Genomic DNA, 23920 nt, shown 5'->3' with positions numbered 1-23920 from the left:
GTAATCCCGAAGGCTTCACTATTCACTCCTACCAAGGTAGTGTGTATACCTAGTAGAAACCGTGTGCATACTATTTATCAGCACACGGTTTCTTAATAATAATCTCTCATTTTGCAGTATGCATAAGCGGGTTCCCATACATGCAACGCACTCTGCTATATCATACTTATACTCTATATTCATTTTTTACTTCATGGATTATGCCCATTTATTAGAGCTTAGCTCTCTTGCTAAAGATCAAAACTGATTTTTCACCCTACATGGTAACCTCTTTCACCGACCACTATATTAAGTTTAAAACTCGTTTACCATTCACTCCAAGTTGATTTCAATTTATTTCTCTTTAATTTTAGTTCTTTCTATAAATGTGTTTTACTAGGCGAATATTTAATCCATATTTGACAATAATATAAAAAAACAAGAAAGGAATTATACGATGAAGTTACCTGAAAGAGAGTCTAGTTCCACTCATCAGAAGAAAAGAAGCATTTTAAACGATATTAAACAGTCATTGACTACTTTCGTTTCCCATAATCCACCTTCTTTACCGACACCTGCCCCGATACAGTTACCATTAAAAGCTAGTCAAACAAGTATTGCTCATACCCAAGCTACCTTTATGGCTTTCGTAGATGCTGTTATTCCTTCAACGTTAGGTGCATTAGATTTACGACTGGATGATTATCTTATTTGGGGGTTAGATCATTATATTTCTATTCAAGGAGAGTGGGGCGGGAACAAGATTCAGCTATCCTCTGCAACAGCTGGAGTTCTTGATGCAGGTGCTAAGCAACTTGTACTTTCAGGTCAAGTACTAGAGACACCAAATCATTCAATCTTCCCAGAAGGAGGGCCATTTGCCGCCCTTTCAATTAATAATCGATTTGAAGCCATTCATTTATTAGAAAATGGTCGAGTTGATATGGAGAGTCTCCCTTCTCCTTTTCAGGGAAATATAGGTTTAGTGCAAAATATATTAGGTAACATCCATCAAATGCTATTGCTTGGTTACTATTCCGAATGGTTTTCTCTAGGTACAACTCGTATAGCCCCTCCAGAAAATCGGAGAATCGAAAGACCGTTTATGACATGGGATCTTGTTAACTATCCTGGTCCTGCTTTTGGTTATCGCGACCTGCGTGGATTTCTTGTGAAAAAATTTTCAGAATAAGAAGGTGGTAATTGATGAATTTTGATGCTGATGTAATCATCATTGGAGCCGGTGGTGGCGGGGCCGTTGCTGCGAAAGAATTAGGCGAGTTAGGAGTTAAGGTTCTTATTCTAGAAGCAGGTCCTTGGTATGGAAATAAGAAATGGAGTCACCCTAATCAAAGTCGTGGACCCGTGAGTAGTTCTAGCCCCGATGACCTAGACATTAGCCTCTTACGTCAACAATATACGAAATTTGAACACTCGATGAACGATACAACATCCGGCCGTTTGCGCTGGGGAGCTGCTGATCGCAGGCGTGCCCCTTGGCAGCGAATTATTCCTACTGGGGGGAAGCTTTGGCAAGCGACTGGTGTTGGCGGTACGACTCAACATTATTGGGCTAATTCTCCTCGGGCTTATTCAATGGCGATTGATGATGTCTGGCCGATTTCGTATCGGGAGTTACTGCCTTACTATGAAAAAGTGGAGGCAACATTGCCTGTTCGTCCTGCACCTACCACAGCAAAAGAGGAAATGTTTTATTATGGAGCAAAAAAAGCCGGCTGGCCATTCCTTAATACATTAAACCCTACAACACCTGGTTATCGACCTCAGCCAAATGCTATCTTACATCCGAATGAACAATTGATGGATACAAGTAAGAGCTTAGAGGAAATATCAAAATTAGAGGGCTGTACTCTTTGTGGTCATTGTGTGAATGGTTGCCCGCACGGCCCATCAATGGATAAAGTAGCAAAGCGATCGACCAACGTTAGTTATGTTCCTCTTGCACTTGCAACTGGAAATGTAGAAATTCGACCTAACACTTTTACAACAAAAATACTGACGGAGCATGATCCAAAGGAAGAGTTACGAGCCATTGGAGTGGAATACAGAGATACATGGACAGGCGAGACTGGAGAGCTATATGGAAAAGTGATTGTCATGGCAGCAGGATGTATTGAAAGCCCAAGGCTATGGCTTAATTCACAACTCCCTAATAATTCTTGGGTCGGAAGAGGATTAACTAATCACTATTGGGATTGGATAACTGGAGTATTCGATGAAAAAGACATTATGGGTATTTTAGGGCAAAAACATATTAATCCATTTGTTGGTCCAACATCAGGTGCCAGATTTGATTATCCTGGTTTAGGATGTATCCAACCATCTGGTGTAAGTCCTGGTTTGTTTTCAGGGTTAACTTTTGGTTTCAGTCAAAGCGGCTATGCATTCAAGCAGGAACATTCTGCTCAAGATCCATGGGATTTACAAGGACGACTTGTTGGAAATGAGTTAAAAGAATGGATGCATAACTACCAAAATACGTTAAGCATTTTGATTCTTACCGATGACCAGCCCCAAAAGAAAAATGGAGTAACACTTGACCCAATACTAAAGGATGAACATGGCCCTATTCCTAGCATCCGCTATACACCAAGCAAGGAAGATAAGAAAAAGAGAGATCAATTAGCGAAAATTTCTGCGGAGATCTTACTCAAGGCTGGGGCAAAAAAGATTATTCGTACCAATTGGCCAGCCCATTTATTTGCCCATATTGAATCGACGATGCGCATGGGTCATGTCGTTGATGACATTTGTGAAGCATACCAAGTAAAAAGGCTGTTTATTGCTGATAACAGTGTTCATTATAATGGCATCGGTGGGGCAAATCCCACCCTTACCACTCAAGCTTTAGCAACCAGAACGGCAGAGAAAGTAGCAATGAAATATTTTAGTTGAGAGTATCTGAAAAAGGTACTCTTTTTAAAAGAAAATGAGGTGTATATAATACAAAAGATTGGATGATACTAATTTATAATTCTTTAGACATTCTTGTAAAATCTCACCATAAAGGAAGCGGTTATATGAGAGAGCGAACATTATTACATATAATTACATTAATAGGAATAGGGGATGGGCATTCCTATTCCGCCGAAAAGGCGACCTTAAAGATTGGTTTCTCATTTATCTATTTAAAACATTGGTTTCTACATTGATAGATGGTCCAATAATAAAGACCAAATATGTTCAATATCCAAAGAGATACTTCCCAAATCTTTTTGATTCAAATATTGTATTTCTTTACATTTTGTTCCCTTTATCATGTGTTATATATAACCAATTTACTTATAAAATGAAACCAATAAAAACTTTTTTTAGTGTTTTCCTTTTTAGCGTACCAATGGCTCTTCTAGAAAATATACTTGAAAAATACACAAAACTCGTAGAATTTAGAAAAGGGTGGAATGGGTATTATACTGTCGCAGTTCTGTCTGCTACGTTCTGGTTTGTTCGATTATTCATTGCAGGAATTCGCTTTAAAGATAAAAAAAGAAAGCCTGCTGACACCCCTAAAAAAGAATTTAATAAGGTCGATTTCTATTAAAAACTTTTGATCTATATTCTTTAACTAGGTTGCTTTTATTCTTATCAACAGAAGACGCCACTGATATGTATAACAGTGTTATTGTTTCGTACGCTTCGCGAGCTTGTTAAAGAAACTAAGAAAGCGGTTGCATAAGACAACCGCCTATATAATCATTTATCTGGTAGATAGGAACTAAATAAAATCTGCACGTAGGTTTCCTGTAAATGAAACTTTACTGTCAACTCCCAAGAAATCAACGTCATTTTCAAGCTCTACGACAACTGTTCCTAAACTCTCACTAAAAAATTCAAATGAGTCTAAGTCTATTACTTTTGAAACAGTAACATTGCATGCTGTGTGAGATGAGCCTAGTTTATCTTGTACAATTTCGTCAACATCAAAGATAGCTACCTTGATTTTGTTAACCCACTCTATTGAAAAATCACATTCTTTTCCAACTATTTCTTCCATAATTTTAAATCCACTCTCAACATAATTATCATGTTCTAAACCATACGCCCAGACTTTGCTATTCGATTCTATCAACTCCAATAAATAGAGTCTCTCATATCCATCATACTTCATTTCATTAATCCTAGCTCTAGGCATAATTACCTCCCTATACCCTTATTATTGTAGTTTTAAGAAGTCTTTTGGTGAAGTTGGCATCATTGTTTGAATCTTTCCATTCTGAACAATTACCGCAACACCCTTCTTAGCTTTTTCTGCACCTTCGACAAAATACATAGTTTTATCACCAACTGTTCTCATTGAAGTATAATTCGCCATTACATTTTTAGCAGAGTTGGTGAAATTCTCAAATCCTTGAACTGTATTTGCAAAGTCATTAGGGTCAACACCTAAACGATTAGCCTAATGAAGGGATCCGTTCAGGATATAACTCCCAATAGTTATTAAAGTGCTTAACACCTTGGTTAGTTCTATCAGCGAGAGTTCCCCATGCTTTAGCAGAATTTGATTTAAGCATCGCATCTGCAAGGTTACCCGTACCCTTACCAACATCTACATCCGAATCTTTTTCTCTATTAGGGCTTTTCGTTACTTTTGGAGATCCTCCACTAGTTTTCAAAGTATTCCCCGCAAGTCCTCCACCTGCTAAAGTCCCTGCCAATCCAATACTATTCATCCAGTGTTCTGCTGAATAGGGTTCTTTCGGATTGACTGCTTCCTTTACCATGCCCGATGTACCCATGGTTATGTAATCTAGAAAAGTGGCTATGTTCCCGTCACCTTTCATCGCCTGATACCTTGTATCCATACTATTTATGGTACCACCCGATATCCCTAACGTAAGATAGTTCGCAAAATCATAGCTAGAATCGAATTTCTTGGCATTTCTTGCGATCGCTTCATCATAAGTGGAAAGACCAATTTCTTTAAAGCTGTCTACTGATCTACCAACTTACAGAAATGAAAACGGTTAACGAACTAATTTCCCTATCTTCAGATTCTTATCATAAAAACCCGCTCCTCTTCGTTTCATTGTATTTTTCTTAGCTCTTTTATTCCTTCTTGTCTATACATGCTCTTTAATTTCTAGGATTTAAAAATATCCCTATTGATTAGAGTGCAAATCCATAGGGATATTTAGTAACTATTGTCAACTGGTGTTCTTTACCAATAAAAGTTGTTCATTATTAGGCAGGTTCCTTGCACAAATTGTCATATAATCAGGATAACGATAGCCATATATTAGAGTACTTGAATAAACGTGCCTGACCCCGACCACTGTAAAACGTTACAGTGGTCGGGGTCAGCTGGCAAAAATTTCATCAAGGAATATAATTTCCCTAGCATTATCTGTAAGGTAAGTTATATTATAGTAGACAGTATCAATAGATTGGAGTGTTACTTGAATGCAAACAAAAAAGGTTTATCTTTATGTATTTAATACAATGTCAGACTGGGAGTATGGGTATTTAATTGCTGAATTAAACTCAGGAAGATATTTCAAAAAAGATGTAGTTCCTTTAAAAGTAGTTACAGTAGGAACGAATAAAGAAGGTGTTACTACGATGGGAGGGCTGAGCATACAACCAGATATTTCCCTTGATGAATGTACTCTAGAGAGTGAAGACCTTATAGTCTTGCCTGGAGGGAATACTTGGAGAGAAGATATTCATCAGCCTTTCTTAAAAAAAATTGGTGAAGCTTTAAAGATTGGTACTGTTGTTGCTGCAATTTGTGGTGCAACTGAGGCCCTTGCGAATATGGGATACTTAGATTCTAGAAAACACACAAGCAATGACTTAGAATATATTAAAACGGTCTGTCCTAATTATAAAGGAGAAGAATTTTATGAGATGAGACCTTCCGTAACTGGTGAGAATTTGGTTACTGCTTCAGGGGTAGCACCTCTGGAATTTACGATGGAAGTACTGAATAAATTAGATGTATTTGCACCCGATACATTACAAGCATGGTATAACCTAAATAAGACTCAGGACCCTCAATATTTCTTCCAGTTATTGAATTCAATAAATAGATGAGCCGAAAAATCAACTTAGCAGTTTTATATTAGTTTCAATCATTACCATCTTCAACTAAAAATTTCCCCCCTTTCAAATCACTCAAAGTGTCAAAAATAATATCATACCTTCTTAAACTAACTGTTCGTTAGTTCAACAATGGAAGCGACAGTTTGTTCCACTATTGCTCCCGCGTTAATTTAACAAGCAAAGGTTATCTTTTATTTCCCTTGAAGAACCGTCCCCTTGACTTGTATTTTCAAATATAGTCAGTTATACTGATTATATATTAGACTGATTATTTATGGAGGTGAGTTTTATTTGAATCAACTAAATCAATCTTATGGATTTCTGTTTGGTAAAGTTCTACAACAAATGGAAAATAAGTTTGCTGAAACACTGATACCGTTTAATATCGATGCTAGACAATATGGAGTTCTCTTATTTATCAAGGAAAATCGTTACTCTTCACAGAAAGATATTTCTCAAAAACTATATATAGACCGGACAACTATGGTGAGTCATGTGGACCACCTAGAAACTCTAGGATTTGTTGAGAGAACTAGAAATCCAAATGACCGAAGAGCCTACAGTCTTATCGTCACTGAAAAAGGTACTCGTGTATTGGAGTCATGTTGGGAGTTTTTGACGAAAACGGAATCAGAAGTTTTATCGCCCTTAAACCATAAAGATAAACAGTTTTTGAAGGAAATACTTATAAAAATTTGGAATTCATTATAAAAATCAGGAGGTTATACTAAGAATGCACTTGATTACTTTAATGCCCGTTTACAAGCAACACTCAGTCTCTTTATATTCCGCCATACCTTCGCTTTCGGTGCCGGTATTCTTCAAGTGCATGTATAAATTCCTTCTCGGAGAAATCCGGCCACAGTACATCGGTAAACAAGAACTCCGTGTAGGCCATCTGCCAGAGCAGGAAATTGCTTAGGCGTTTTTCCCCGCCTGTTCGAATAAGCAGATCGGGACTTGTCATACCAGCTGTATATAGGTATCCTGAAAACTGCTGTTCATCTACCTTATCAAGTGACAGTTTTGAATCTCTAATATCCGCGAACATTTCTTTCATGCCAATCACAATCTCCTGCCTGCTTCCATAATTGAGCGCAATATTCAGCTGAAGACCGTCATTATCCTTGGTAGAGTCGATAGCATACTGTATCGCTTCACGTGTATTTTCTGGAAGCTCTTCCATATTACCGATTGCCTTAATGCGTACATTATTGGAGATAATATCTGGGAGATAAAAATGTAGAAACTCCTTGGGAAGTCTCAATATAAAGTCTATCTCGGACTTTGGACGTTTCCAGTTTTCCGTAGAAAATGTGTACAGAGTCAGAATTTTCACCTTGCATTTAGCAGCTGCCTTGACAATTTTTACGACAGCAGATAATCCTTCCTTATGGCCGGCAACTCTTGGCTTTCCACGCTTTTGAGCCCAACGTCCGTTTCCGTCCATAATTATCGCTATATGTTCCGGTGTACTCTCTTCCGAATAATGGAAGGATTCTTCCTGTTTTTTTTGATTGAAAAAAGGAATTTTCATTGCCATTTTTTATCCCCTCAAAATATTGTTGTCTTTTTCAATTACTCTCCGCTATCCCTACTTTATTACCCTTGTGTTTCTTCGTCACTTTTGTATTCTAAAATATCCCCCGGTTGGCAATCCAACGCCTTACAAATCGCCTCTAAAGTTGATAGACGAACCGCCTTTGCCTTTCCATTTTTCAAAATAGAAAGGTTTGCCATTGTTATACCAACGCTCTCCGAAAGTTTTGTTACACTCATTTTTCTTTTAGCAAGCATCACATCAATATTGATTATAATCGCCATTTTATCACCTCAGACCGTTAAATCATTTTCAGATTTTATATGAATAGCTTCCCGTAAAAGTCTTTGGAGAACGGCAGCAAAGACTGCAATAACCAATGAAGCACCAATAATCACCATTCCAATTAATATAAGACCCGGTGCATCGTCCCACTCCGCAATGATATAAATAAGAGGCAGGGCTATCACAAACAAGCCACTTATTGTGATGGCACAGATTTTTATACGCTTTAGTGCTGTTACAGATAAGTCCGAGAATGCTTTGTTCTTATCGATATAACTTAAAAGTTTAAATGATTGGTACAATGCATAGCAAAACGGGATCATCGATACATACATAACAATTAAAATGCCAAATACCACATAAGCCAACTCTGCACCATTTTTTGCTTCTCCAAAAGCTTCAATCGCTATTTGTGGCAACAAAAAGATACATATAGCAAGAAACGGTATTCCAATAAGAAAAACAGCTATTTTTAAAAAGATGGTTGAACCCTGTTTCATAAAAAACACCTCACTTATTTATTATAAATTTGATTTTAACAAGTTTTTTATCGTTTCGCAATAAAAATTTATCAAATTTGTTAATGTTTTTATTGAAATCAATAATAATAGTCAAAAATAAAGAGCATTCTTTATTAGAATGCTCTTTTCTCTAAACTAACTTTCAACTTTGTCTCTGCTAAAAGGTCAATCCGGTATTTTTTCTCTGCCGTCACATCGGTGTAGAGTTCTTCCGAAAGAAATCTCTCGTCATTGAAATCAATCTTTTATCAATTTTCGATATTTTACTGCATCTCAAAAACTTGATTTATTGCTTCATTAACGCAACTAAAATGAAGCAGAGAACCGTCCCCTGCATCATTTCCTGACAGTTATGACTACGTTCCCTTTCTTGTGTTTTTGTTCGACATAGCTATGGGCCTCGGGAATCTCTTCAAACGTATAGCGTCTATCTATGACCGGTTTGATTTTACTAGCCTCAATAAGCTCTGTGAGGAAGTTTAGATCTTCCACACGAGGCTTATGTGACATGTCTACACTTACATATTTTCCATTTGCGCGAAGCACTTTTTTACACGTTGATTTTGATATTTTTGATATTTTTTTCCCAACGGCATTAAAGATTAAATCATACCTTTCTCCATTTTCTGTGAAATCCTGTTTCTTATAATCAATGACCATATCGGCTCCTATAGCTCTGACCATTTCAAGATTCGTGGTACTACATACCCCTGTTACATCTGCCCCATAATATTTGGCAAGCTGGACCGCATAAGTACCTACACTTCCAGAAGCTCCATAAATAAGAACCTTCATTCCACTCGTGATTTTACCTTTTCTAAGAAGATTTAAGGCAGTTATTCCGCCAGTAGGAACAGCGGCGGCCTCCTCATAAGTCATATTAATCGGTTTTATGGCCACTACTCCATCTTCAGGCAGACATTTGTACTCGGCATATGCACCAAAGCCAATACCACAGAACGCAAAAACATGATCACCTTTCTTAAATCGTTCTACAGATTTACCTACTTCTTGAACTTCCCCAGCTAACTCAAACCCTAATATGGTTACTTTTTTTGGCCTTATGAGACCATTGTAAAGTCTAGCAGCGAATGGGTCGGCCTTTCGAAGGCGCCAATCCCCGGCTGTTACCGTAGTCGCATATATCTTCACCAGTATTTCATTGTCCTTGGGTGAAGGTTTTTCTACCTCTTTCAGCTGAAGAACATCGGGTGAGCCGTATTTCAAATATACAACTGCTTTCATGCTTTCTCCTCCTTAGAGATAATCTTTCTTCAACAAATGCGTGACACCACACCCTTGATTCATGTACAACCAACACATCGGTTTAAATTAACTCTATGGTAAAAACGATGGCGTGGTTGGCACATTTCGGTGGCCGTAATCAAATTGTATGCCCTGACTAATTTCATTAGTTTAGTTTCTATAAATCTTTTAAAAATCCTTTTTATTTTAAGACTTCCCCTTGTATGGATTACATACATTCAAATCAAACATCTATTATCTCCCTAAATCTTTCAAGGAACTTGTCTAAACCAAAAAACAGCTATTCAGAAAGAATGGCTGTTTTGAAGATATATTTCATAGGAAGCATCAGCACTTCCATTATCATCGTGTATGGAAATGATGCAGAGAACCGTCCCCTTGACTTCTTAAATTAGTCAGATATACTGATTATATATTAAGCTGATTATTTAAGGAGGTGAGTTTTATTTGAATCAACTAAATCAATCTTATGGTTTTCTGTTTGGTAAAGTTCTACAACAAATGGAAAATAAGTTTGCTGAAACACTGATCCCGTTTAATATCGACGCTAGACAATATGGAGTTCTCTTATTTATCAAGGAAAATCCTTACTCTTCACAAAAAGACATTTCTCAAAAAATATATATAGACCGGACAACTATGGTGAGTCATGTGGACCACCTAGAAACTTTAGGATTTGTTGAGAGAACTAAAAATCCAAATGACCGAAGAGCTTACAGTCTTATCGTCACTGAAAAAGGTACTAGTGTATTGGAGTCATGTTGGGAGTTTTTGACGAAAACCGAAACGGAAGTTTTATCACCCTTAAACCATAAAGATAAGCAGTTTCTGAAGGAAATACTTATAAAAATTTGGAGTTCGTTATAAAAATCAGGAGGTTATACTATGAATGCACTTGATTACTTTAATGCCCGTTTACAAGCAACACTCAGTCCAATGGATTATTTAATGTCAAGTAAGAAAAATCCTGAAACATATTTCTTAATCGATGTAAGAAACGGACCAGAGAAGTTAAGAAGTATTATTATAAAAGGGTCTACAGTTATACCTCAACAGGAATTACACACTCGTTTAGATGAAATCCCAATGGATAAAGAAATTATTGTCTATTGCTGGGATGTATGGTGTAATACTGCAGCCAAAGTAGCAAAGCATTTACTAGAAAAAGGTTATACAGTTAAAGAATTGACCGGTGGTATTGCAGCATGGCAAGAAATGAACTTTCCTGTTTCAAACACTCTTGAAGAGAATAACATCGAGGGCGATTGCGGGTGTTGACAAAATACTGGATTGGAATTGCCACTTACGACGATGTAATGAAGGCTGTCTATGAAGGATTTGCTCAACTTTGTCATGGCAAAAAGGCTCCTTTAAAAAAGATGAGTACTGGTGATTGGATCATTTATTACTCGTCAAAAAAGAATTTCAATGAAGATATTCCCTATCAAAAATTTACTGCTGTCGGTAAAGTTAGCAATGATCATATTTACCAGTTTGATATGGATATAAATGGTTTTATTCCTTTTCGAAGAAATAGATTTTATTAGGTGTAAAGAAACACCCATTCGTTACTTAATTCCATCCCTTATTTCATTGGTCACTTAGAGATATGTAAGCAGGATTTTGATCTTATCGCAAAACAAATGGGTATAAAAGAAGATTAGGAAATATCTAATCTTCTTTGTCCTGTTGAGATATTCTTTATCGAGTACGACTCCACCTTATTAGTCTGGTCCTTTGCACAAAATTGTCATACTCACGATAAAAACAGCAATATATTAGAGTCCGTCCAACTTCCCTACAGCAGGTAAATCTGCTAGAGCCCACTCAGGTGCCATCAATTCTACTGAAGACAATTCTTACTTTACTCCGTATTATTTACCCCTAAAAAGTATAAGGCTTTCTTAACATCGGAAAAAGTAATTAAGTTTTTTAAGTTGAGGCCGAATGTAACTGCTTCTAAAGCTAATTGGGGCCTTACCCCAGTCAAAACGCACTTTACCCCAAGTAATTTTAGTACACTGTTAATTTCAGAAAAAAAGTCAATAACTAAATGGTCAATTTTATAAATTCCTGAACAATCTATAATTAAACAACTTACCTTTTGCTCTTGAACATTTACTGGTACTAATTCTAACAGTATTTTTGCCCTATCCGAATTTATTTCTCCTAACAAAGGAAGTACAGCAATGCCTTCTAAAAGTGGTACAATTTTGCTGGCTAGTTCATTTATTTGTATATTCATTTCATATTGTACGTTTTCATGTTGTTTTCTCTCTGTGATATCTTTTACATAAGTTTGAATGGCTCGTGTTTCCCCTATCTTGATAGGATGACAATATAACTCAACATCAACTGAGGTCCCATCCATTCTATAGATAGTTTCCTCAATAAGCTCTGCAGGTTCCCTATAAGCCCCAGATATTCTTTTTATAATCGCGGGTTTAGAGGTGCTTTTAAAGATATCCAAAGGACTTGCCCCAATTATCTCGTCTTTTGCAGCTCTAAAAAAATTTTCTGCTGCTTCATTTATATATATTATCTTTAGTTGCGAATGAACAATTAGCGGATCAAGTGCATATTCAATTACTTCTTTGTAATTAATACCTTCAATATCTTCTCTCATGGCTATCACTCCCTAAACAAAGAGTAAATCATTTTATCGTTGTACACAAGAAGAAGAATTTTGTTCAATAAGATTAGGGATTATACAATTTTGTTGATTACTGTCTGATCCATCCGGACGAACGCGGGTAATTTCTCCATCCTTCGTCGCGGCGTACAGCCAATTATCTCGATACACAATATGCTCCGGTTGTTTGTAATGATCTAGTTCAATAACTTCCATCCCTGCTAACCCGTTATTCACTTTATGAGGACCAGTATATCCTTCCGCCTGCGGAGCTTCCCAATAAGAAGGATTAATCGGTACCGGCCATAACGTTAAATAACGTGTGAGTAGGAATAACGTACTTAAAACTATTAAATAATCTTTTTCCCTTCTTATTATGCTGGGCGGACAGACACTATATTTATTCTTTTTCTCCATACCTTTCCCCTCGTAAGAAACATCTACAATACCATTTTTCGAAACTTTACATCATCTCAAAAACTTGATTTATTACTTCATTTACACAACAAAAATGAAGCAGAGAACCGTCCCCTGCCTCACATTATTTTATAACGTTACCTAGTTTTTGAATTCCTTCGACTATGTCCTGTTGATTGGCATAACTAAATGAAAGACGGAGAAACTCTTTTCCATCTTGTCGATTTAAGAAGAAGTATTCACCTGGTACATAGGAGACGCCCTCAGAGAGAGCCTCAGTTAATAATTGCGACGTATCGACACCTGCAATGTTGAGCCACACAAAATAACCACCTTCTGGTATATACCATGATACCGATTTTGGAAGGTATCGTTCCAGTGCAGAAATTAACACCTCACACTTCGCTTTGTACGTGTCTCTTAAGAAATTCAGTCGTGTCTCCATATCGGTATTTTCTAGAAACGAAGCCATTGTCGCTTGTGCAAACGGATGGCCCAAATCCTTTTTAAACCAGGCTAAAGCAGTAATAAATTCAGGAGTTGCTGCTACCCATCCAATCCGCATCCCAGTTGTAACGACTTTAGATAAAGAACCAACGTAAAGAACACGACCTTCCCTTTCCATTGCTTTTAATGGGATCGATGGCTTATCAAAGAACAATTCTCTGTAGGCATCATCCTCTAAAATAAGGAAATTATAGTTGGCGGCAAGCTTCATAACATGCTTCCGTCGCTCCGTTGACATCGTTGTTCCTGTTGGATTTTGAAACGTTGGGATGGTATATAACAAACGCGGAAGGGTGAGCCCTTTCTTTTTCCTTTCCTCTAGCACTTCTTCTAACACTTTTGTTTGGAGACCATGCTCATCTATTGGAATACTGATAAAATGCTTTGTATAGTTTTGAAATACTTCTAACGCCTCCATATATGTTGGCGCCTCGATAACAATGATTGTGCTATCATCAATGAGAATGCGAGCAACCAGATCAATCGCCTGACATGCGCCGGATGTAATTAAAAGCTCGTCTCCCGATACACGAATGTTATATTCTAGCAACATTTCTTGAATCTGCTCCTTGAGTTTCGCCACTTTAGGGCTCCCAACATAATGCAACGGTAAATCCTGCTCTTCTTCAAGTAAGCTTATGACCGCTGCCTTTAGCTGCTCAACAGGTACAAGAGTAGGTGCGGGAAAACCAGAACTTAAACGAATACACTTATCCGGAAGAGTTGGCATCCATTCACCCGGCGGATCATTCTTAAGTGGCGTTTTAATGTTTTCGGGAAAAAAAGATTCGACATTCACTTCTATCAATCACCTTTCCGTGCCTTCTCAACATCTTATGAAGATTATGATACATCTATTTCCTAGCCAGGAATTTATCCTTTTTACGATATATTACAGTATGTCTAAAACAAGAAGTTTAATCATTCACACAACAAAAATGAAGCAGAGAACCGTCCCCTGCCTCATCGAGATAATCTTTCTTCATCAAATGCGACACCAGCACCCTTTGGTTCATTTACTACCAACATATCAGGTTAAATAATGAACCGTCCTTAAGAACAATAAAGCAACTACCCCCTTTTTTATTAAAAATTTCGATATGCCATAGTAATTTATCTTATTCTGCGCAAACAACATCTTATTCTCAATTTTATTTCTATTTCGAAAAATTCGCCTTATTTATGATACGGTTTAACGTAATGTATATAAACACAAATTTCTATTTGACCATAAAGTATATTTCAGCATTTAAATAGAAAGCACCATACTTAGTAAATATTATTCCAATCGGTATGTTACTCTCCTTATCCAAGTTGGTGTTTCAGTTACTTTCATCAGATACTGAATAAATATATGCACCGAATGTAATACTACACATAAAACTAATGGGGGTATTAAGACATGAAACAGATTATTCTATGGTCACTCTTGGTATTGCCTTGGGCGTCCTTGTTTTTTTTGAAAATGGATATTGTGCGCCGGTACATGCCGGTCGCTCTATTTATGACCGTTATTCATACCTTGGCATATCAAGCGGCTTATCATTACGGATGGTGGAAAGAGGCTGGTTCCAGTCTTTTCGGGTGGGATAAAGTCGTCCCGGTTCCTTGGGTGTATGGAGCATATTTAGTTATAGTTATCTGGATATTCCGTTTTACTTTCGGGAAATTTTGGTTGTATTTGACTGTCAATATACTTTTGGATGGGTTATTTATGTACATCATGTACCCGGTATGGCAACGGATGGGGCTTGCTTCAAGTGAATCGACTTTGCCGACAATAGCTATTGTTGCTATGATGATCGGTTTTTCGCTTATCATCTATCTATATCAACTGTGGCAGGACGAAGTGTTCAAACAGCCCAAGCGAAACTCATAAATGACCAAGAACTGACTTGATGTCTCCCTCATTTGGGAAGGAAAGTGAAGTAATCGAAAACATGGAAATCTCCGATTCAAAGACTTGTCCACGTTTACTTTATAGTAGCGATTACTTTGCTCCACAAAATGTGCTAAGCAGTAAACTCCGCACATTTTACATTGGCTTGGCCTGCGCCTTGGTAGGCCTTTTTATTGCGAAGATGTCCACAGCTATGACAATTACCACATGGATTCCCTCTGAATCAAATGATACTCCTTCCCTCTATTTATGATACAGTTCATTCCGATTAATCCGAAAAAACTTTAACACGATAATCAAATTGCATGCTCTACCTAATTTCATTAATTTAATAGTAAGGATCTCATTTGAATAAAGCCCCTAGTATCTTCCTAAACCTTTCAAGAAACAAGTCTAAACCAAAAAACAGCTATTCAGAAAGAATGGCCGTTTTGAAGACGTACTTCATAAGAGGCTTCTGCACTTCTATTATCATCGTGTATGGGAGCGAAGCAGAGAACCGTCCCTTCACTTCTTGACTCTTGTATTACTTAGTAGACCGAAACTGTTCATTGATATTATGTACTTTTTATAAGCATTGTTATTAGTTGATATTTAAACAAGTGAACATCCAGTTTTTGACTAAGTTTAATAGTATGAGGGTGGGTAAGCCCTTTTGATCGACCATTAAAAACCATACGCAAACGCAGTACTTTAATTTTAAATTCTAACAAAATAATTGCTATATTTGGGGGTTTCATATAATTATCCTCCTGTGGAATGGGAATATAGAACTTAAAAAACACACAAGAGCTATTTTAATATAGGTATAAACAATTTAAAAGTGTATCGACAAAGGTTATATTATTCCGACAAAATTAATGGTTACTGAGTTGAAAAGTGGGGGTGAAAGTATGAACGATATTACTATCCGCAAGATGACACCAGAAGGCGGAGGATAAGAATGAAATTGCCATGGATTGTCAAACCACTAAGGGACCAAGCCATGAATCGTAAGCCGTATTTGATAAGGGTTAGGACAAATTGTTGACACAAAAAGTGAAGTAAGTAGGGTAAGTAGATGAATTTAGAGGAGAAATAACCCCCCTTCTTAAAAAGGGGGTTATCTTAAATTATAATAAACCTGCTTCTTTAGCAGCTTCGAAACTGTCTCTAGCAAATTCAAATGGATTGCTAACTTTTTCCCAGTGAATATACATTAATCTAGGTTCATCAAATAACCAGTGATTGTGGAGGGCTGTAACTAATATTCCTCTCTTTCGGAGTTCTGAAATAAAAGGATTAATTTCTTTCTGAAGAATTACTGTTTCACCCAAATTTAATGTCTTTCCATTCTTTGGATTTTCAAATGATAAGGCGAATGGAAGAGACAGAGGTGATTGTGTTCTTCTATCTAATATAGTCGCATTAATATTTCGGAGTCGTGAAACTACACATACTCCATTTGAAACTTGAGCAGTACCACCTATTATTCTAGCCAATCTATCACAAGTTGATGCCATTTTTCTCACCTCCTTACATTTATTAATAGGATATGTAAGTAGGTACAAGCTTGATTGGACAAACACACAATGATAGTAGTAAATAAATAAAAATAGTTAGATGTAGTTATTAGAAACAATTTAATGAGCAGTACAATGTTACTATTCTGGCGTGAGTCCGGAAGACTAAAAGCCTAATCCCCCAGTTAGAGGATTAGGCTTATTCACTTCAAAATCCTTGAAGTTTTTACTGGTAAACGTGTTGACTGCAAGTGGTAAATTTCGTGGCAACTGCTGGTAAAAAACATAGCAAAGATGGTACATTCTTGTGGCTGTAATCAACAAAAATTACCAAAATACCTTGATATCTGCTAGCTATCATTGATACTTTTATGTTATTAAGTAGAAAACTCTATCTATAAGCGAACATACTCTCTTATATTGTTTATTAATTAAGAGACCTACAACATCTATAAAACGAGTTTTCGAGAGTGTACAGTATGGAATAATCTTCCCCCTATTCATTGAGATTGAGTCAAGGTCGGTTACTGTGCCACTGTCCATATTTTGATGGATTTCGCAAAACGGGGGAGCCCTCGATCTGTAGTCCAATAGTCTTTGAAAATATTACACTGAATTACTGTTTATTAATATTAAATTAATTTCATTCATATAAAGTTTTAGCGTTAGAAAATTCGGTAATTATCAATATATAAGCAGAAAACATTACTATTCAAGATATAATAGGTTCTATTCAAATTAAACTAGTTAATTTCCGCGTAATACAACATATATAGTGAAATTCCGTCGTGAAAGATGTCTTCATAAAGGAGGAATTGACATGCTAAGCATCAAGAATAAGGAAGATATTTTAGATATAAGATGTGGAACTTCCCGGATAGTTTTTAAAAAACAGTGCAGGCTGTTGAAAACAGTTAACGACGTGCTAATCGCGTTTTCCTTTTTAATCGGCAGTCTCCTTCACTTCTTAGGCTTTGCTGTTATTATTGGTACCATACTTTATCTAACGGGAAGTTTAATTTTAGCTGGTCGGTCTATTCAAAGCATAAAAGAAAATATAATGGTTGAACAACAAAAAATGGACGAAGCTCAGCAACAAGAATCTATTATTGAATGAACGGCAGTTACTTGGCTTCGTTAATCTTAAATTCTTAAAACTATAGAAGCACAAGGGTGGTTGTTTATGGGATGCAAGGAATCTTAAACACGGCCTTAAAAAGCAAATTCTTTCCAAGGGATTGTTTCTTACTTTTCATTTATATGTTATTTGGAGAGTCACAGTAGATCAAAAACAAATTAATCTGAATATCTACTAAACTTCGGATAGTACCAGTCGTCAACAGGTCTTAAAAAATATAAGGATAAGTTCATGAGTGAATTGATAAGAGAACGTTCTGAAAAGCTTTCTTTAGGACAAAATGAATTACGAATAAAATGGATTCCCGAAAAATACACCGCTAATTTAGAAAAAAGAGACCCCAAAAAAAAATACCTGACCCCCACGACTGTAACATGTTACAGTCATGGGGGTCAGGTACCAAAAATCCTGCTTCTTCTAAATCATAACCTCTTTCCTAAATACTCCTTTAGTTATAATTCTGTTTCCATGAGACAAGGTAAGTAACGATTTGTGTTAGTGGCAGCAACAAAAATATAACAATAGGATAGTATGGGATGGACTCAGATACAAACGGATAAAGTAAGAATAGACTTGCAATTATAGGTGTTGCATACATCATGCTAACGTAAGAAGCTCTGCATGGTGGCTAGTAATCTGTTTTTCACGTTCGTCATTTTCCTCAAATTCATCAGGTAGTAGTAGTGCTTTTGCCCACGATTTCTTTTTCTTTTTACTAAAACCAATAAAAGACAATATACCTACCAAACAAGCAAAAGCTATTAATGGCGTTAAATTTAGTTCAAACATAGTAGAACGACTAGTATCGTTTAAATACTCTGAGATGTCAATCGAAGCATAATAAAATGCAGTCATCGCCCACCCAAATAATATGATTACAATAACTGTGATTAATGTATTTCGAGAAACGCTCATTTCTCACCCTCCTCTAAAAAGAATATTTCTTCAATTGGTAAATGAAATATATGTGCAATATTCATAGCTAGTAAAAGTGACGGAATGTAGTTTCCCTTCTCTAAAGAAACGATGGTTTGTCTTGTAACATTTACAGATTCTGCAAGAACACTTTGCGTCACATTATGTTTAGCCCTTAATTCCTTTACTCGATTTTTTAATAACATATAATTCACCCTTTAATCTTTCAGTAATTAAATTGTACAGTATACTTTACTTTTTGACAAATTTACTTTACTTTTTATCAAGGATGGAATGTTACTAGGGTAAAAATTAATTGGAACTCAATTTTCAGAGTTCCAATTTCAAAATTCGTTTAAAATCTTTATTCATACAGGAATTCTTCAATTTTCTACTTCTTAACAAATTTTTAACGTCAGAGACATTATCGTATGAGAGTTGAATGTAAAAGTAGTTAATAAACTCTAAACCCGCAAAGATATATATGAAGAAGGTGATTGTTAACCCGCCTAACGGCAAAGATGGATACCATTTAATGACATCAAAAACAAATACAACAATTGTAGTCGGAATCATAACCTTGTTCACCGTTTTTAAACAATGTAACTGTCGAATAACCTTAATCGGAGTTATAGGATTATTCTCATTTCTTAGTCTTTTAAGTTTTACATACCAATAAATCGTTGCTTGTAATAAAAGAAACTCTAAAAGGATAAAAGATACCCAAAATGAATATAGAGTATACAATTGTAGATTGGGGAATGCGTAATTTAGAAAATAACTAACAGGTACAAAAGTGATTATAGAAAATAATTCCCCAGAATATAAATGAGCCAACCTTTTTTCCAATGTTTTTTTCAAATTTACCACTCACCTCTCTGCTATACATTAGGATTAAATTGGTATAAGAAAACAACATATTGAATATAGATACGGCCCCCGAATGTTTGTTCTTATGTTGATAAAATCAAGAAGTCAATCAGTTATCAAAAATCAACATTTACCTTTAACAGAGCCTTTATTAAAAATATACAATTGGAAGAAGTATATATTTTTGTTAATTTATCGCATAGATAGAACTAATTTAATTAACGATTATTTAGAAATATGTGTGTTAACTATTTTGTCAATCCCCAATAGTTAACGGTTCTACTAAAAAAACGCAACCATTTTACCTTATGATTGCGTCCATTTGATTAACTTTTAAATTTTTTGATTTAAACACATATATCCGACTTAAAGTTTAGCTGTTTTAGTCGTGTTTTAGGTATTCATCTAGTGCTTGTTGCAAAGTTCCTAACTTCTTAGTTTCTGGACTGAATTTAATTCCCAATTCCGTAATATCTTTTGCTAGTTCCTTTCGTAATCCTGTTAATACAGTTGAGCATCCCATTAATGAGATACCATCAATAACTTTCAAAAATTCATAGATAACTTCTTCTTCCATATTAGCGATACCTGAAAGATCCATTATTAACGTTTGAATTCGTAAACCTGATACCTCTCCTAATACTTTTTCCTTTAGAATCTCAATACGATTGCCATCAATTGATCCAATCAATGGCAATATACTAATATTACTATTTATCGGAATAATTGGAACCGATAAATTTTCGACTAACTTTTTTTGTGCATTAATCAGTGAATCCTTGTATGTAGAGTAACTAATAAAAAATGCATTTAAAAAAATGTCTACTTTATTATTTATCTCTGCTTCTAGATTAAAAAAATCGTTCATATTATATTGATTTGAAAGATCAAAATACTTATGTATAAAAATCCATAAAGTTCTACGAATAGCTTGTATCCATTCCAGCTTAAAAGTTAATTCCATAGAATATGTTGCCCAGGCTATCCCTTCCTTTTTCGCAAATAGTTTTAGTTCATTATCTTCATTATTAATAATGTAAACAGTTAACTGATGTGCATTATTAACTAAATCTATATTACCGATTGTCAGAATTTGATTGATCTTATTTTTAACGTTTACTGCTTCATCCAACAAAGTAGATTCAAAATTATTCTTATTAGCCTTGAAAAATTTTCTTAATTCAGATGAAGATTCTAAATAAATATTCACTTTAATTCCCCCACCACTTTTTTAATAGTAAATAAACTAGAATGTGCAGTATCAATGTGTATTACTTTCTCCTTGCTTGATAATAATCGAAATTATACAAGTGTCATTAGTAAATACCTTTTTTAAGTAGTAAATAAACATAATTACTCATTAATTTTAAATAAAAATCTAATAAAGCAACAAACCAACATTAATCTAGATAATGAGGTCATTCACTACGAAAATTACGCCCAATTGTTGAACTACCTTTAATATCCTTGTGAAGTTTTTCCAATAATCTTAGATGAAATTTAGTTACTACTTCACAGTATACAATAATATACTTGGTTTTTAAACTCTGTCCAACTCCAGTCATAGTGCTATCAAAACGACTCTTCCAAACCTTAAATGACCTCGTCCTTTATCCCGTTTGAAATTTATTGGAAATGTTTTCAAGTTGTAACGGCATTACCGTCTTTTATTCTCGAATAATTTATTTCAAACTTAAAAAATCCCCTTGCGACGATAATGCTCATCACCAGGAGATATTGATCTTTATCTTTAACTTATTTAGTTCTTATTCAGTAGGCATCGAAAAATCCCTTATCCCAAAATCAGGATAATACATTATTAGATGCTTATCTTATTCAGACAGCTAAGTATTCTCAGTGTCATAACATTGCTAATTAAGTGCTATTAATTCTCTAATCTATCGATAAAATATAACAAAATTCGGGTCGTGCCAGGCAATGCTCATTCAAAATAGCAATTTAGAAAGAATCGCTGTTTTGAAGAAATATTTCATAGGAGGCCTCTGCACTTCCATTATCATCGTGTATGGAAGCGATGCAGAGAACCGTCCCCTGCATCACCCTGCATCAGTCATCGGTTCTTTCCTTTTTAAAACAGATATAAGTGAATGCTGCTGCGGCAATCGTCCAAATCGCAACAATACCTATTGGCACCCAGGAATTGGTTTCATGCATGATTATTAACTGCATTAAGGGAAATAACTCTGCTACCGTAATCGCAATACTGTCTTCTCCAAGGCCGAGGAAATCAATCATCGGTGTGAATCCAAACAGAAACATTACCGGCATTAAGTAGGCAGAGGTTGAGGCAACCGACTTTGTGAATAATCCGATGCCAATCCCAAGGAATAAAAAGAAAAGAAATAATAAGATTAACCCAATGATTGCCTGAACATTCAGGAAAGGTTTCATGCCAACGAGGAGCAGAGAAATAGCTAAAGCTATGAAAGTCATGAGCCCGACTACAAGACTTTTACCAACAATGATGTCCATAAAAGAGGCAGGTGACAGCATAAGTCCTCGTAATGTTTTCTTCTCATTTTCTTCCGCCATCATCGTCATCATGCAGCTTGATGTTACAGAAGAAAAGGTGACCCCGACAATTAAATATAACATCGAGATCGGGAGTCCTTCATCTCCGCCTAAACGACTGTAAATTAGCGCCAGTATAATAGGGATGATTGGCATCGTCAAAAGCATCATGTTCTTCATAAAATCTTTTAAGTCTTTTTCAAAAATGGCGCCTATTCGTTGTGTGTTCATTATGCCAGCTCCTTTCCGGTTATTTTTAAAAAGACCTGACCGAGTGTGGGATGATCCGATTGGATGGATTTTAATTTTCCGTTTGCAATTAGATCCCTGATTTTATCCGCACTCCCGGCCTCATTTGCCATCACCAGTCGTTCATTCTCAAATGTTTCAATATGAAAGGCGTGGGTGGAGTATTTATACCGGAGCTCAGCCGGGCTGCCCAATTCCTGTATTTTACCGTTGTCTAAAAAAGCAACACGATCACATAATTCTGTTGCTTCCTCCATATCATGAGTGGTTATAAATATAGTCGTCCCTGCATCATTCAGCTTCTGCAGCCCACGATGGATATGTGCCATATTCCCAGGGTCCAAAGCCGAAGTAGGTTCATCTAAAAATACAAGGTCAGGTTTATGAATAAGCGCTTTTGCCAGCAGAACACGCTGCTTCATCCCTTTTGATAATTTAGACACGACTTTGCTGCGTGCCTCTTTCAAATTTACTTGATCCAGCATGACATCAATTTGTTCTAATGGTGCATCATACAACTTACAAAACAATTTCAAATTATCATACACGGTTAGACGTTCATACAACGTACTATTATCGGATAGTATCCCAATTTTAGATTTAAAATCAGCAGTTCTAAATAATGGAGCACTTATATCTAATACGTTGACGTCACCCGCTGTTTGGCCAAGCTCTCCTGTTAAGATTTTGATCGTTGTTGTTTTACCTGATCCACTCGGTCCCAACAAACCAAAAATTTCTCCGGGCTTCACAGAGAAACTGATATCTTCAATGGCGACATGGTGATCGAAAACCTTTCTTAACTCCGTAACTTTAATTGCATTTTCCAACTGAACTCCTCCTTTTGTGATCTCTGCATATCGTATCCTGTATTGCTTGTGAATGCAGTAATATCAAAGCAAGATGTACCAAAAGGAAGCTAAAATGTACCCATTTCTTGATGAATGGATATCGCAAAAGGAGCTTTGTTCCAAGTAAAAGCTGAACGGTACTTATTTCAGGTTAAACATATCCTGGATACCTTGCATTTTTGTCCGAGCTAATGGAATGGTTGACTTGGGTTGGTTATCAATCCGGAGTGAGTATGTATTTTTTGACCATGTAATGATCTCACGTACTTTTTGCAAATTGACGATGTATGATCGGTGACACCGATAAAAACCATATACCTCTAATTTTTTCTCTATTTCAGCCAACGTCGAATCGAGTGAAAAAGATTCATGATTTACGACAATCATGGCCTTTCCCTCCTGGCTTTCGATATAATCAATTTCCATCGGGTCGAACAAAATGACTTTATCATCTATCTTGGCAGGAATCTTAAATAACTTTGCTGTTGATAATGTAGAAACTGTTTCAGCATCAGGTGCACTCTCATCCTTCTCCCCGTTATCTACTTCAATCTCCTGCAATCCATTTTCCCGTAACCTATAGGCAACATCGCTAAGAAGCAGAGCATGTTCAATATTGGAGACTAAAATAAGTGCTGGTACCTTATTGTCTGTTATCTTTTTTAGCATGCTGATAAAGATATTGATCGTCTTGATATCGACACCATGAATCGGCTCTTGAAATACCATTGGATACGTATCCGACATAAAGTA

General features: G+C 36.1%; 29 protein-coding genes and 1 pseudogene. 11 read left to right on the top strand and 19 right to left on the bottom strand.

From position 1 onward, the window contains the following. The first annotated feature begins 436 nt into the window (after window positions 1–436). The 3 genes from CEF18_RS07115 (at window position 437) to CEF18_RS26965 (ending at window position 3541) form a co-directional block, all read left to right on the top strand. On the top strand, window positions 437–1171 hold the full coding sequence (locus CEF18_RS07115; RefSeq protein WP_110935822.1) for a hypothetical protein: 735 nt from the start codon (window positions 437–439) through the stop codon (window positions 1169–1171). A 14-nt stretch (window positions 1172–1185) separates the two neighbouring features. Further along, complete coding sequence (locus CEF18_RS07110; protein ID WP_110935821.1) at window positions 1186–2895, top strand: GMC family oxidoreductase N-terminal domain-containing protein; 1710 nt, start codon at window positions 1186–1188, stop codon at window positions 2893–2895. A gap of 241 nt (window positions 2896–3136) precedes the next feature. After that, the gene (locus CEF18_RS26965; protein WP_310793578.1) at window positions 3137–3541 is read left to right on the top strand and encodes a CBO0543 family protein; all 405 of its coding nucleotides are present in this window, start codon (window positions 3137–3139) and stop codon (window positions 3539–3541) included. A 174-nt stretch (window positions 3542–3715) separates the two neighbouring features. Here CEF18_RS26965 and CEF18_RS07100 read toward each other — a convergent pair whose 3' ends face one another. Together CEF18_RS07100 and CEF18_RS07095 are read right to left on the bottom strand one after the other, a co-directional pair. After that, complete coding sequence (locus tag CEF18_RS07100; RefSeq protein ID WP_110935820.1) at window positions 3716–4132, bottom strand: hypothetical protein; 417 nt, start codon at window positions 4130–4132, stop codon at window positions 3716–3718. Window positions 4133–4391: 259 nt separating this feature from the next. After that, window positions 4392–4802 (bottom strand): hypothetical protein, encoded by a 411-nt coding sequence (locus CEF18_RS07095; RefSeq protein WP_110935819.1) that lies wholly within the window; start codon window positions 4800–4802, stop codon window positions 4392–4394. Window positions 4803–5400: 598 nt separating this feature from the next. Here CEF18_RS07095 and CEF18_RS07090 point away from each other — a divergent pair. Together CEF18_RS07090 and CEF18_RS07085 are read left to right on the top strand one after the other, a co-directional pair. Beyond that, complete coding sequence (locus CEF18_RS07090; RefSeq protein WP_110935818.1) at window positions 5401–6033, top strand: type 1 glutamine amidotransferase family protein; 633 nt, start codon at window positions 5401–5403, stop codon at window positions 6031–6033. A 300-nt stretch (window positions 6034–6333) separates the two neighbouring features. Continuing rightward, window positions 6334–6753 carry a MarR family winged helix-turn-helix transcriptional regulator gene (locus CEF18_RS07085; protein WP_110935817.1) on the top strand — a complete coding sequence of 140 codons (420 nt, stop codon included), beginning with the start codon at window positions 6334–6336 and terminating at the stop codon, window positions 6751–6753. A gap of 70 nt (window positions 6754–6823) precedes the next feature. Here the strand turns inward: CEF18_RS07085 and CEF18_RS07080 are convergent, their stop codons facing one another. The 5 genes and pseudogenes from CEF18_RS07080 to CEF18_RS07060 all read right to left on the bottom strand — a co-directional run bounded on the left by CEF18_RS07080 (window position 6824) and on the right by CEF18_RS07060 (window position 9633). After that, window positions 6824–7585 (bottom strand): isoprenyl transferase, encoded by a 762-nt coding sequence (locus CEF18_RS07080; RefSeq protein ID WP_110935816.1) that lies wholly within the window; start codon window positions 7583–7585, stop codon window positions 6824–6826. A 59-nt stretch (window positions 7586–7644) separates the two neighbouring features. Then, complete coding sequence (locus tag CEF18_RS07075; RefSeq protein ID WP_110935815.1) at window positions 7645–7866, bottom strand: helix-turn-helix domain-containing protein; 222 nt, start codon at window positions 7864–7866, stop codon at window positions 7645–7647. 9 nt (window positions 7867–7875) lie between these two features. Continuing rightward, complete coding sequence (locus CEF18_RS07070; RefSeq protein WP_110935814.1) at window positions 7876–8367, bottom strand: DUF2975 domain-containing protein; 492 nt, start codon at window positions 8365–8367, stop codon at window positions 7876–7878. Between the two features lie 161 nt (window positions 8368–8528). Continuing rightward, a pseudogene (locus CEF18_RS26405) lies at window positions 8529–8630 on the bottom strand (DUF4351 domain-containing protein); the annotation flags it as partial. A 94-nt stretch (window positions 8631–8724) separates the two neighbouring features. Then, window positions 8725–9633: an NAD(P)-dependent alcohol dehydrogenase gene (locus CEF18_RS07060; protein WP_110935813.1), complete on the bottom strand. Its 909-nt coding sequence runs from the start codon at window positions 9631–9633 to the stop codon at window positions 8725–8727. Window positions 9634–10101: 468 nt separating this feature from the next. On the opposite strand from CEF18_RS07060, the gene CEF18_RS07055 reads away from it, so the two are divergent. From CEF18_RS07055 to CEF18_RS07045, 3 genes are read left to right on the top strand one after another with little or no spacing between them, the layout of a single operon-like run. Further along, a complete protein-coding gene (locus tag CEF18_RS07055) occupies window positions 10102–10521 on the top strand; it encodes a MarR family winged helix-turn-helix transcriptional regulator (protein ID WP_110935812.1) in 420 nt (139 codons plus the stop codon). 18 nt (window positions 10522–10539) lie between these two features. Further along, entirely contained in the window at window positions 10540–10932 is a 393-nt protein-coding gene (locus CEF18_RS07050) for a rhodanese-like domain-containing protein (RefSeq protein ID WP_110935811.1), read from the top strand. Then, window positions 10926–11201, top strand: coding sequence for an EVE domain-containing protein (locus CEF18_RS07045; protein WP_223292264.1), 276 nt, complete (start codon window positions 10926–10928; stop codon window positions 11199–11201). Before CEF18_RS07050 ends, CEF18_RS07045 begins: the two co-directional genes overlap by 7 nt. Before the next feature lie 317 nt (window positions 11202–11518). On the opposite strand, the gene CEF18_RS07040 is transcribed toward CEF18_RS07045, so the two are convergent. From CEF18_RS07040 to CEF18_RS07030, 3 genes are all read right to left on the bottom strand, one after another. After that, window positions 11519–12280, bottom strand: a complete 762-nt coding sequence (locus CEF18_RS07040; protein ID WP_110935810.1) for a PAS domain S-box protein — start codon at window positions 12278–12280, stop codon at window positions 11519–11521. 33 nt (window positions 12281–12313) lie between these two features. After that, on the bottom strand, window positions 12314–12703 hold the full coding sequence (locus tag CEF18_RS07035) for a hypothetical protein (RefSeq protein WP_110935809.1): 390 nt from the start codon (window positions 12701–12703) through the stop codon (window positions 12314–12316). Window positions 12704–12827: 124 nt separating this feature from the next. Further along, the gene (locus CEF18_RS07030; RefSeq protein ID WP_110935808.1) at window positions 12828–14009 is read right to left on the bottom strand and encodes an aminotransferase-like domain-containing protein; all 1182 of its coding nucleotides are present in this window, start codon (window positions 14007–14009) and stop codon (window positions 12828–12830) included. Between the two features lie 603 nt (window positions 14010–14612). On the opposite strand from CEF18_RS07030, the gene CEF18_RS07025 reads away from it, so the two are divergent. Then, window positions 14613–15089 carry a hypothetical protein gene (locus CEF18_RS07025; protein WP_110935807.1) on the top strand — a complete coding sequence of 159 codons (477 nt, stop codon included), beginning with the start codon at window positions 14613–14615 and terminating at the stop codon, window positions 15087–15089. A 578-nt stretch (window positions 15090–15667) separates the two neighbouring features. On the opposite strand, the gene CEF18_RS07020 is transcribed toward CEF18_RS07025, so the two are convergent. Both CEF18_RS07020 and CEF18_RS07015 read right to left on the bottom strand, forming a co-directional pair. Further along, window positions 15668–15850 (bottom strand): aspartyl-phosphate phosphatase Spo0E family protein, encoded by a 183-nt coding sequence (locus CEF18_RS07020; RefSeq protein WP_223292263.1) that lies wholly within the window; start codon window positions 15848–15850, stop codon window positions 15668–15670. A gap of 372 nt (window positions 15851–16222) precedes the next feature. Beyond that, window positions 16223–16612, bottom strand: coding sequence for a DUF1259 domain-containing protein (locus CEF18_RS07015; RefSeq protein ID WP_110935806.1), 390 nt, complete (start codon window positions 16610–16612; stop codon window positions 16223–16225). An 820-nt stretch (window positions 16613–17432) separates the two neighbouring features. Between CEF18_RS07015 and CEF18_RS07010 the strand changes: the two genes are divergently transcribed. Both CEF18_RS07010 and CEF18_RS25795 read left to right on the top strand, forming a co-directional pair. Next, window positions 17433–17729: a YrhK family protein gene (locus CEF18_RS07010; RefSeq protein ID WP_110935805.1), complete on the top strand. Its 297-nt coding sequence runs from the start codon at window positions 17433–17435 to the stop codon at window positions 17727–17729. Between the two features lie 252 nt (window positions 17730–17981). After that, on the top strand, window positions 17982–18236 hold the full coding sequence (locus CEF18_RS25795) for a hypothetical protein (RefSeq protein ID WP_190238701.1): 255 nt from the start codon (window positions 17982–17984) through the stop codon (window positions 18234–18236). Window positions 18237–18347: 111 nt separating this feature from the next. Here the strand turns inward: CEF18_RS25795 and CEF18_RS07005 are convergent, their stop codons facing one another. The 7 genes from CEF18_RS07005 to CEF18_RS26395 form a co-directional block, all read right to left on the bottom strand. Next, window positions 18348–18665, bottom strand: coding sequence for a hypothetical protein (locus tag CEF18_RS07005; protein ID WP_223292262.1), 318 nt, complete (start codon window positions 18663–18665; stop codon window positions 18348–18350). Next, the gene (locus CEF18_RS07000) at window positions 18662–18871 is read right to left on the bottom strand and encodes a helix-turn-helix transcriptional regulator (RefSeq protein ID WP_110935804.1); all 210 of its coding nucleotides are present in this window, start codon (window positions 18869–18871) and stop codon (window positions 18662–18664) included. The genes CEF18_RS07005 and CEF18_RS07000 overlap by 4 nt, the downstream gene beginning before the upstream one ends. A 124-nt stretch (window positions 18872–18995) precedes the next feature. Further along, entirely contained in the window at window positions 18996–19526 is a 531-nt protein-coding gene (locus tag CEF18_RS26400; RefSeq protein WP_110935803.1) for a general stress protein, read from the bottom strand. Window positions 19527–19917: 391 nt separating this feature from the next. Continuing rightward, window positions 19918–20745, bottom strand: coding sequence for an STAS domain-containing protein (locus CEF18_RS06990; protein ID WP_110935802.1), 828 nt, complete (start codon window positions 20743–20745; stop codon window positions 19918–19920). A gap of 857 nt (window positions 20746–21602) precedes the next feature. Next, complete coding sequence (locus CEF18_RS06985; protein ID WP_110935801.1) at window positions 21603–22298, bottom strand: ABC transporter permease; 696 nt, start codon at window positions 22296–22298, stop codon at window positions 21603–21605. Continuing rightward, window positions 22298–23146, bottom strand: coding sequence for an ABC transporter ATP-binding protein (locus CEF18_RS06980; protein ID WP_110935800.1), 849 nt, complete (start codon window positions 23144–23146; stop codon window positions 22298–22300). Before CEF18_RS06980 ends, CEF18_RS06985 begins: the two co-directional genes overlap by 1 nt. Window positions 23147–23308: 162 nt before the next feature. Next, on the bottom strand, window positions 23309–23896 hold the full coding sequence (locus CEF18_RS26395; protein WP_223292261.1) for a LytTR family DNA-binding domain-containing protein: 588 nt from the start codon (window positions 23894–23896) through the stop codon (window positions 23309–23311). Window positions 23897–23920 lie beyond the last annotated feature (24 nt).

The sequence above is a fragment of the Salipaludibacillus neizhouensis genome, assembly GCF_002886185.1.
In the GTDB taxonomy this organism is placed as follows: domain Bacteria; phylum Bacillota; class Bacilli; order Bacillales; family Salisediminibacteriaceae; genus Salipaludibacillus; species Salipaludibacillus neizhouensis.
The sequence above is the reverse complement of the archived record's forward strand: the minus strand, read 5'-3'. Positions and strand labels throughout refer to the sequence as shown.

Coding starts and splice junctions, on each gene's coding strand:
- CEF18_RS07115 (WP_110935822.1), top strand. CDS start 437: ATGAAGTTACCTGAAAGAGAGTCTAGTTCCACTCATCAGAAGAAAAGA.
- CEF18_RS07110 (WP_110935821.1), top strand. CDS start 1,186: ATGAATTTTGATGCTGATGTAATCATCATTGGAGCCGGTGGTGGCGGG.
- CEF18_RS07100 (WP_110935820.1), bottom strand. CDS start 4,132: ATGCCTAGAGCTAGGATTAATGAAATGAAGTATGATGGATATGAGAGA.
- CEF18_RS07095 (WP_110935819.1), bottom strand. CDS start 4,802: ATGGATACAAGGTATCAGGCGATGAAAGGTGACGGGAACATAGCCACT.
- CEF18_RS07090 (WP_110935818.1), top strand. CDS start 5,401: ATGCAAACAAAAAAGGTTTATCTTTATGTATTTAATACAATGTCAGAC.
- CEF18_RS07080 (WP_110935816.1), bottom strand. CDS start 7,585: ATGGCAATGAAAATTCCTTTTTTCAATCAAAAAAAACAGGAAGAATCC.
- CEF18_RS07075 (WP_110935815.1), bottom strand. CDS start 7,866: ATGGCGATTATAATCAATATTGATGTGATGCTTGCTAAAAGAAAAATG.
- CEF18_RS07070 (WP_110935814.1), bottom strand. CDS start 8,367: ATGAAACAGGGTTCAACCATCTTTTTAAAAATAGCTGTTTTTCTTATT.
- CEF18_RS07060 (WP_110935813.1), bottom strand. CDS start 9,633: ATGAAAGCAGTTGTATATTTGAAATACGGCTCACCCGATGTTCTTCAG.
- CEF18_RS07050 (WP_110935811.1), top strand. CDS start 10,540: ATGAATGCACTTGATTACTTTAATGCCCGTTTACAAGCAACACTCAGT.
- CEF18_RS07040 (WP_110935810.1), bottom strand. CDS start 12,280: ATGAGAGAAGATATTGAAGGTATTAATTACAAAGAAGTAATTGAATAT.
- CEF18_RS07035 (WP_110935809.1), bottom strand. CDS start 12,703: ATGGAGAAAAAGAATAAATATAGTGTCTGTCCGCCCAGCATAATAAGA.
- CEF18_RS07025 (WP_110935807.1), top strand. CDS start 14,613: ATGAAACAGATTATTCTATGGTCACTCTTGGTATTGCCTTGGGCGTCC.
- CEF18_RS07020 (WP_223292263.1), bottom strand. CDS start 15,850: ATGAAACCCCCAAATATAGCAATTATTTTGTTAGAATTTAAAATTAAA.
- CEF18_RS07015 (WP_110935806.1), bottom strand. CDS start 16,612: ATGGCATCAACTTGTGATAGATTGGCTAGAATAATAGGTGGTACTGCT.
- CEF18_RS07010 (WP_110935805.1), top strand. CDS start 17,433: ATGCTAAGCATCAAGAATAAGGAAGATATTTTAGATATAAGATGTGGA.
- CEF18_RS25795 (WP_190238701.1), top strand. CDS start 17,982: ATGAGTGAATTGATAAGAGAACGTTCTGAAAAGCTTTCTTTAGGACAA.
- CEF18_RS07005 (WP_223292262.1), bottom strand. CDS start 18,665: ATGAGCGTTTCTCGAAATACATTAATCACAGTTATTGTAATCATATTA.
- CEF18_RS07000 (WP_110935804.1), bottom strand. CDS start 18,871: ATGTTATTAAAAAATCGAGTAAAGGAATTAAGGGCTAAACATAATGTG.
- CEF18_RS06985 (WP_110935801.1), bottom strand. CDS start 22,298: ATGAACACACAACGAATAGGCGCCATTTTTGAAAAAGACTTAAAAGAT.
- CEF18_RS26395 (WP_223292261.1), bottom strand. CDS start 23,896: ATGGTATTTCAAGAGCCGATTCATGGTGTCGATATCAAGACGATCAAT.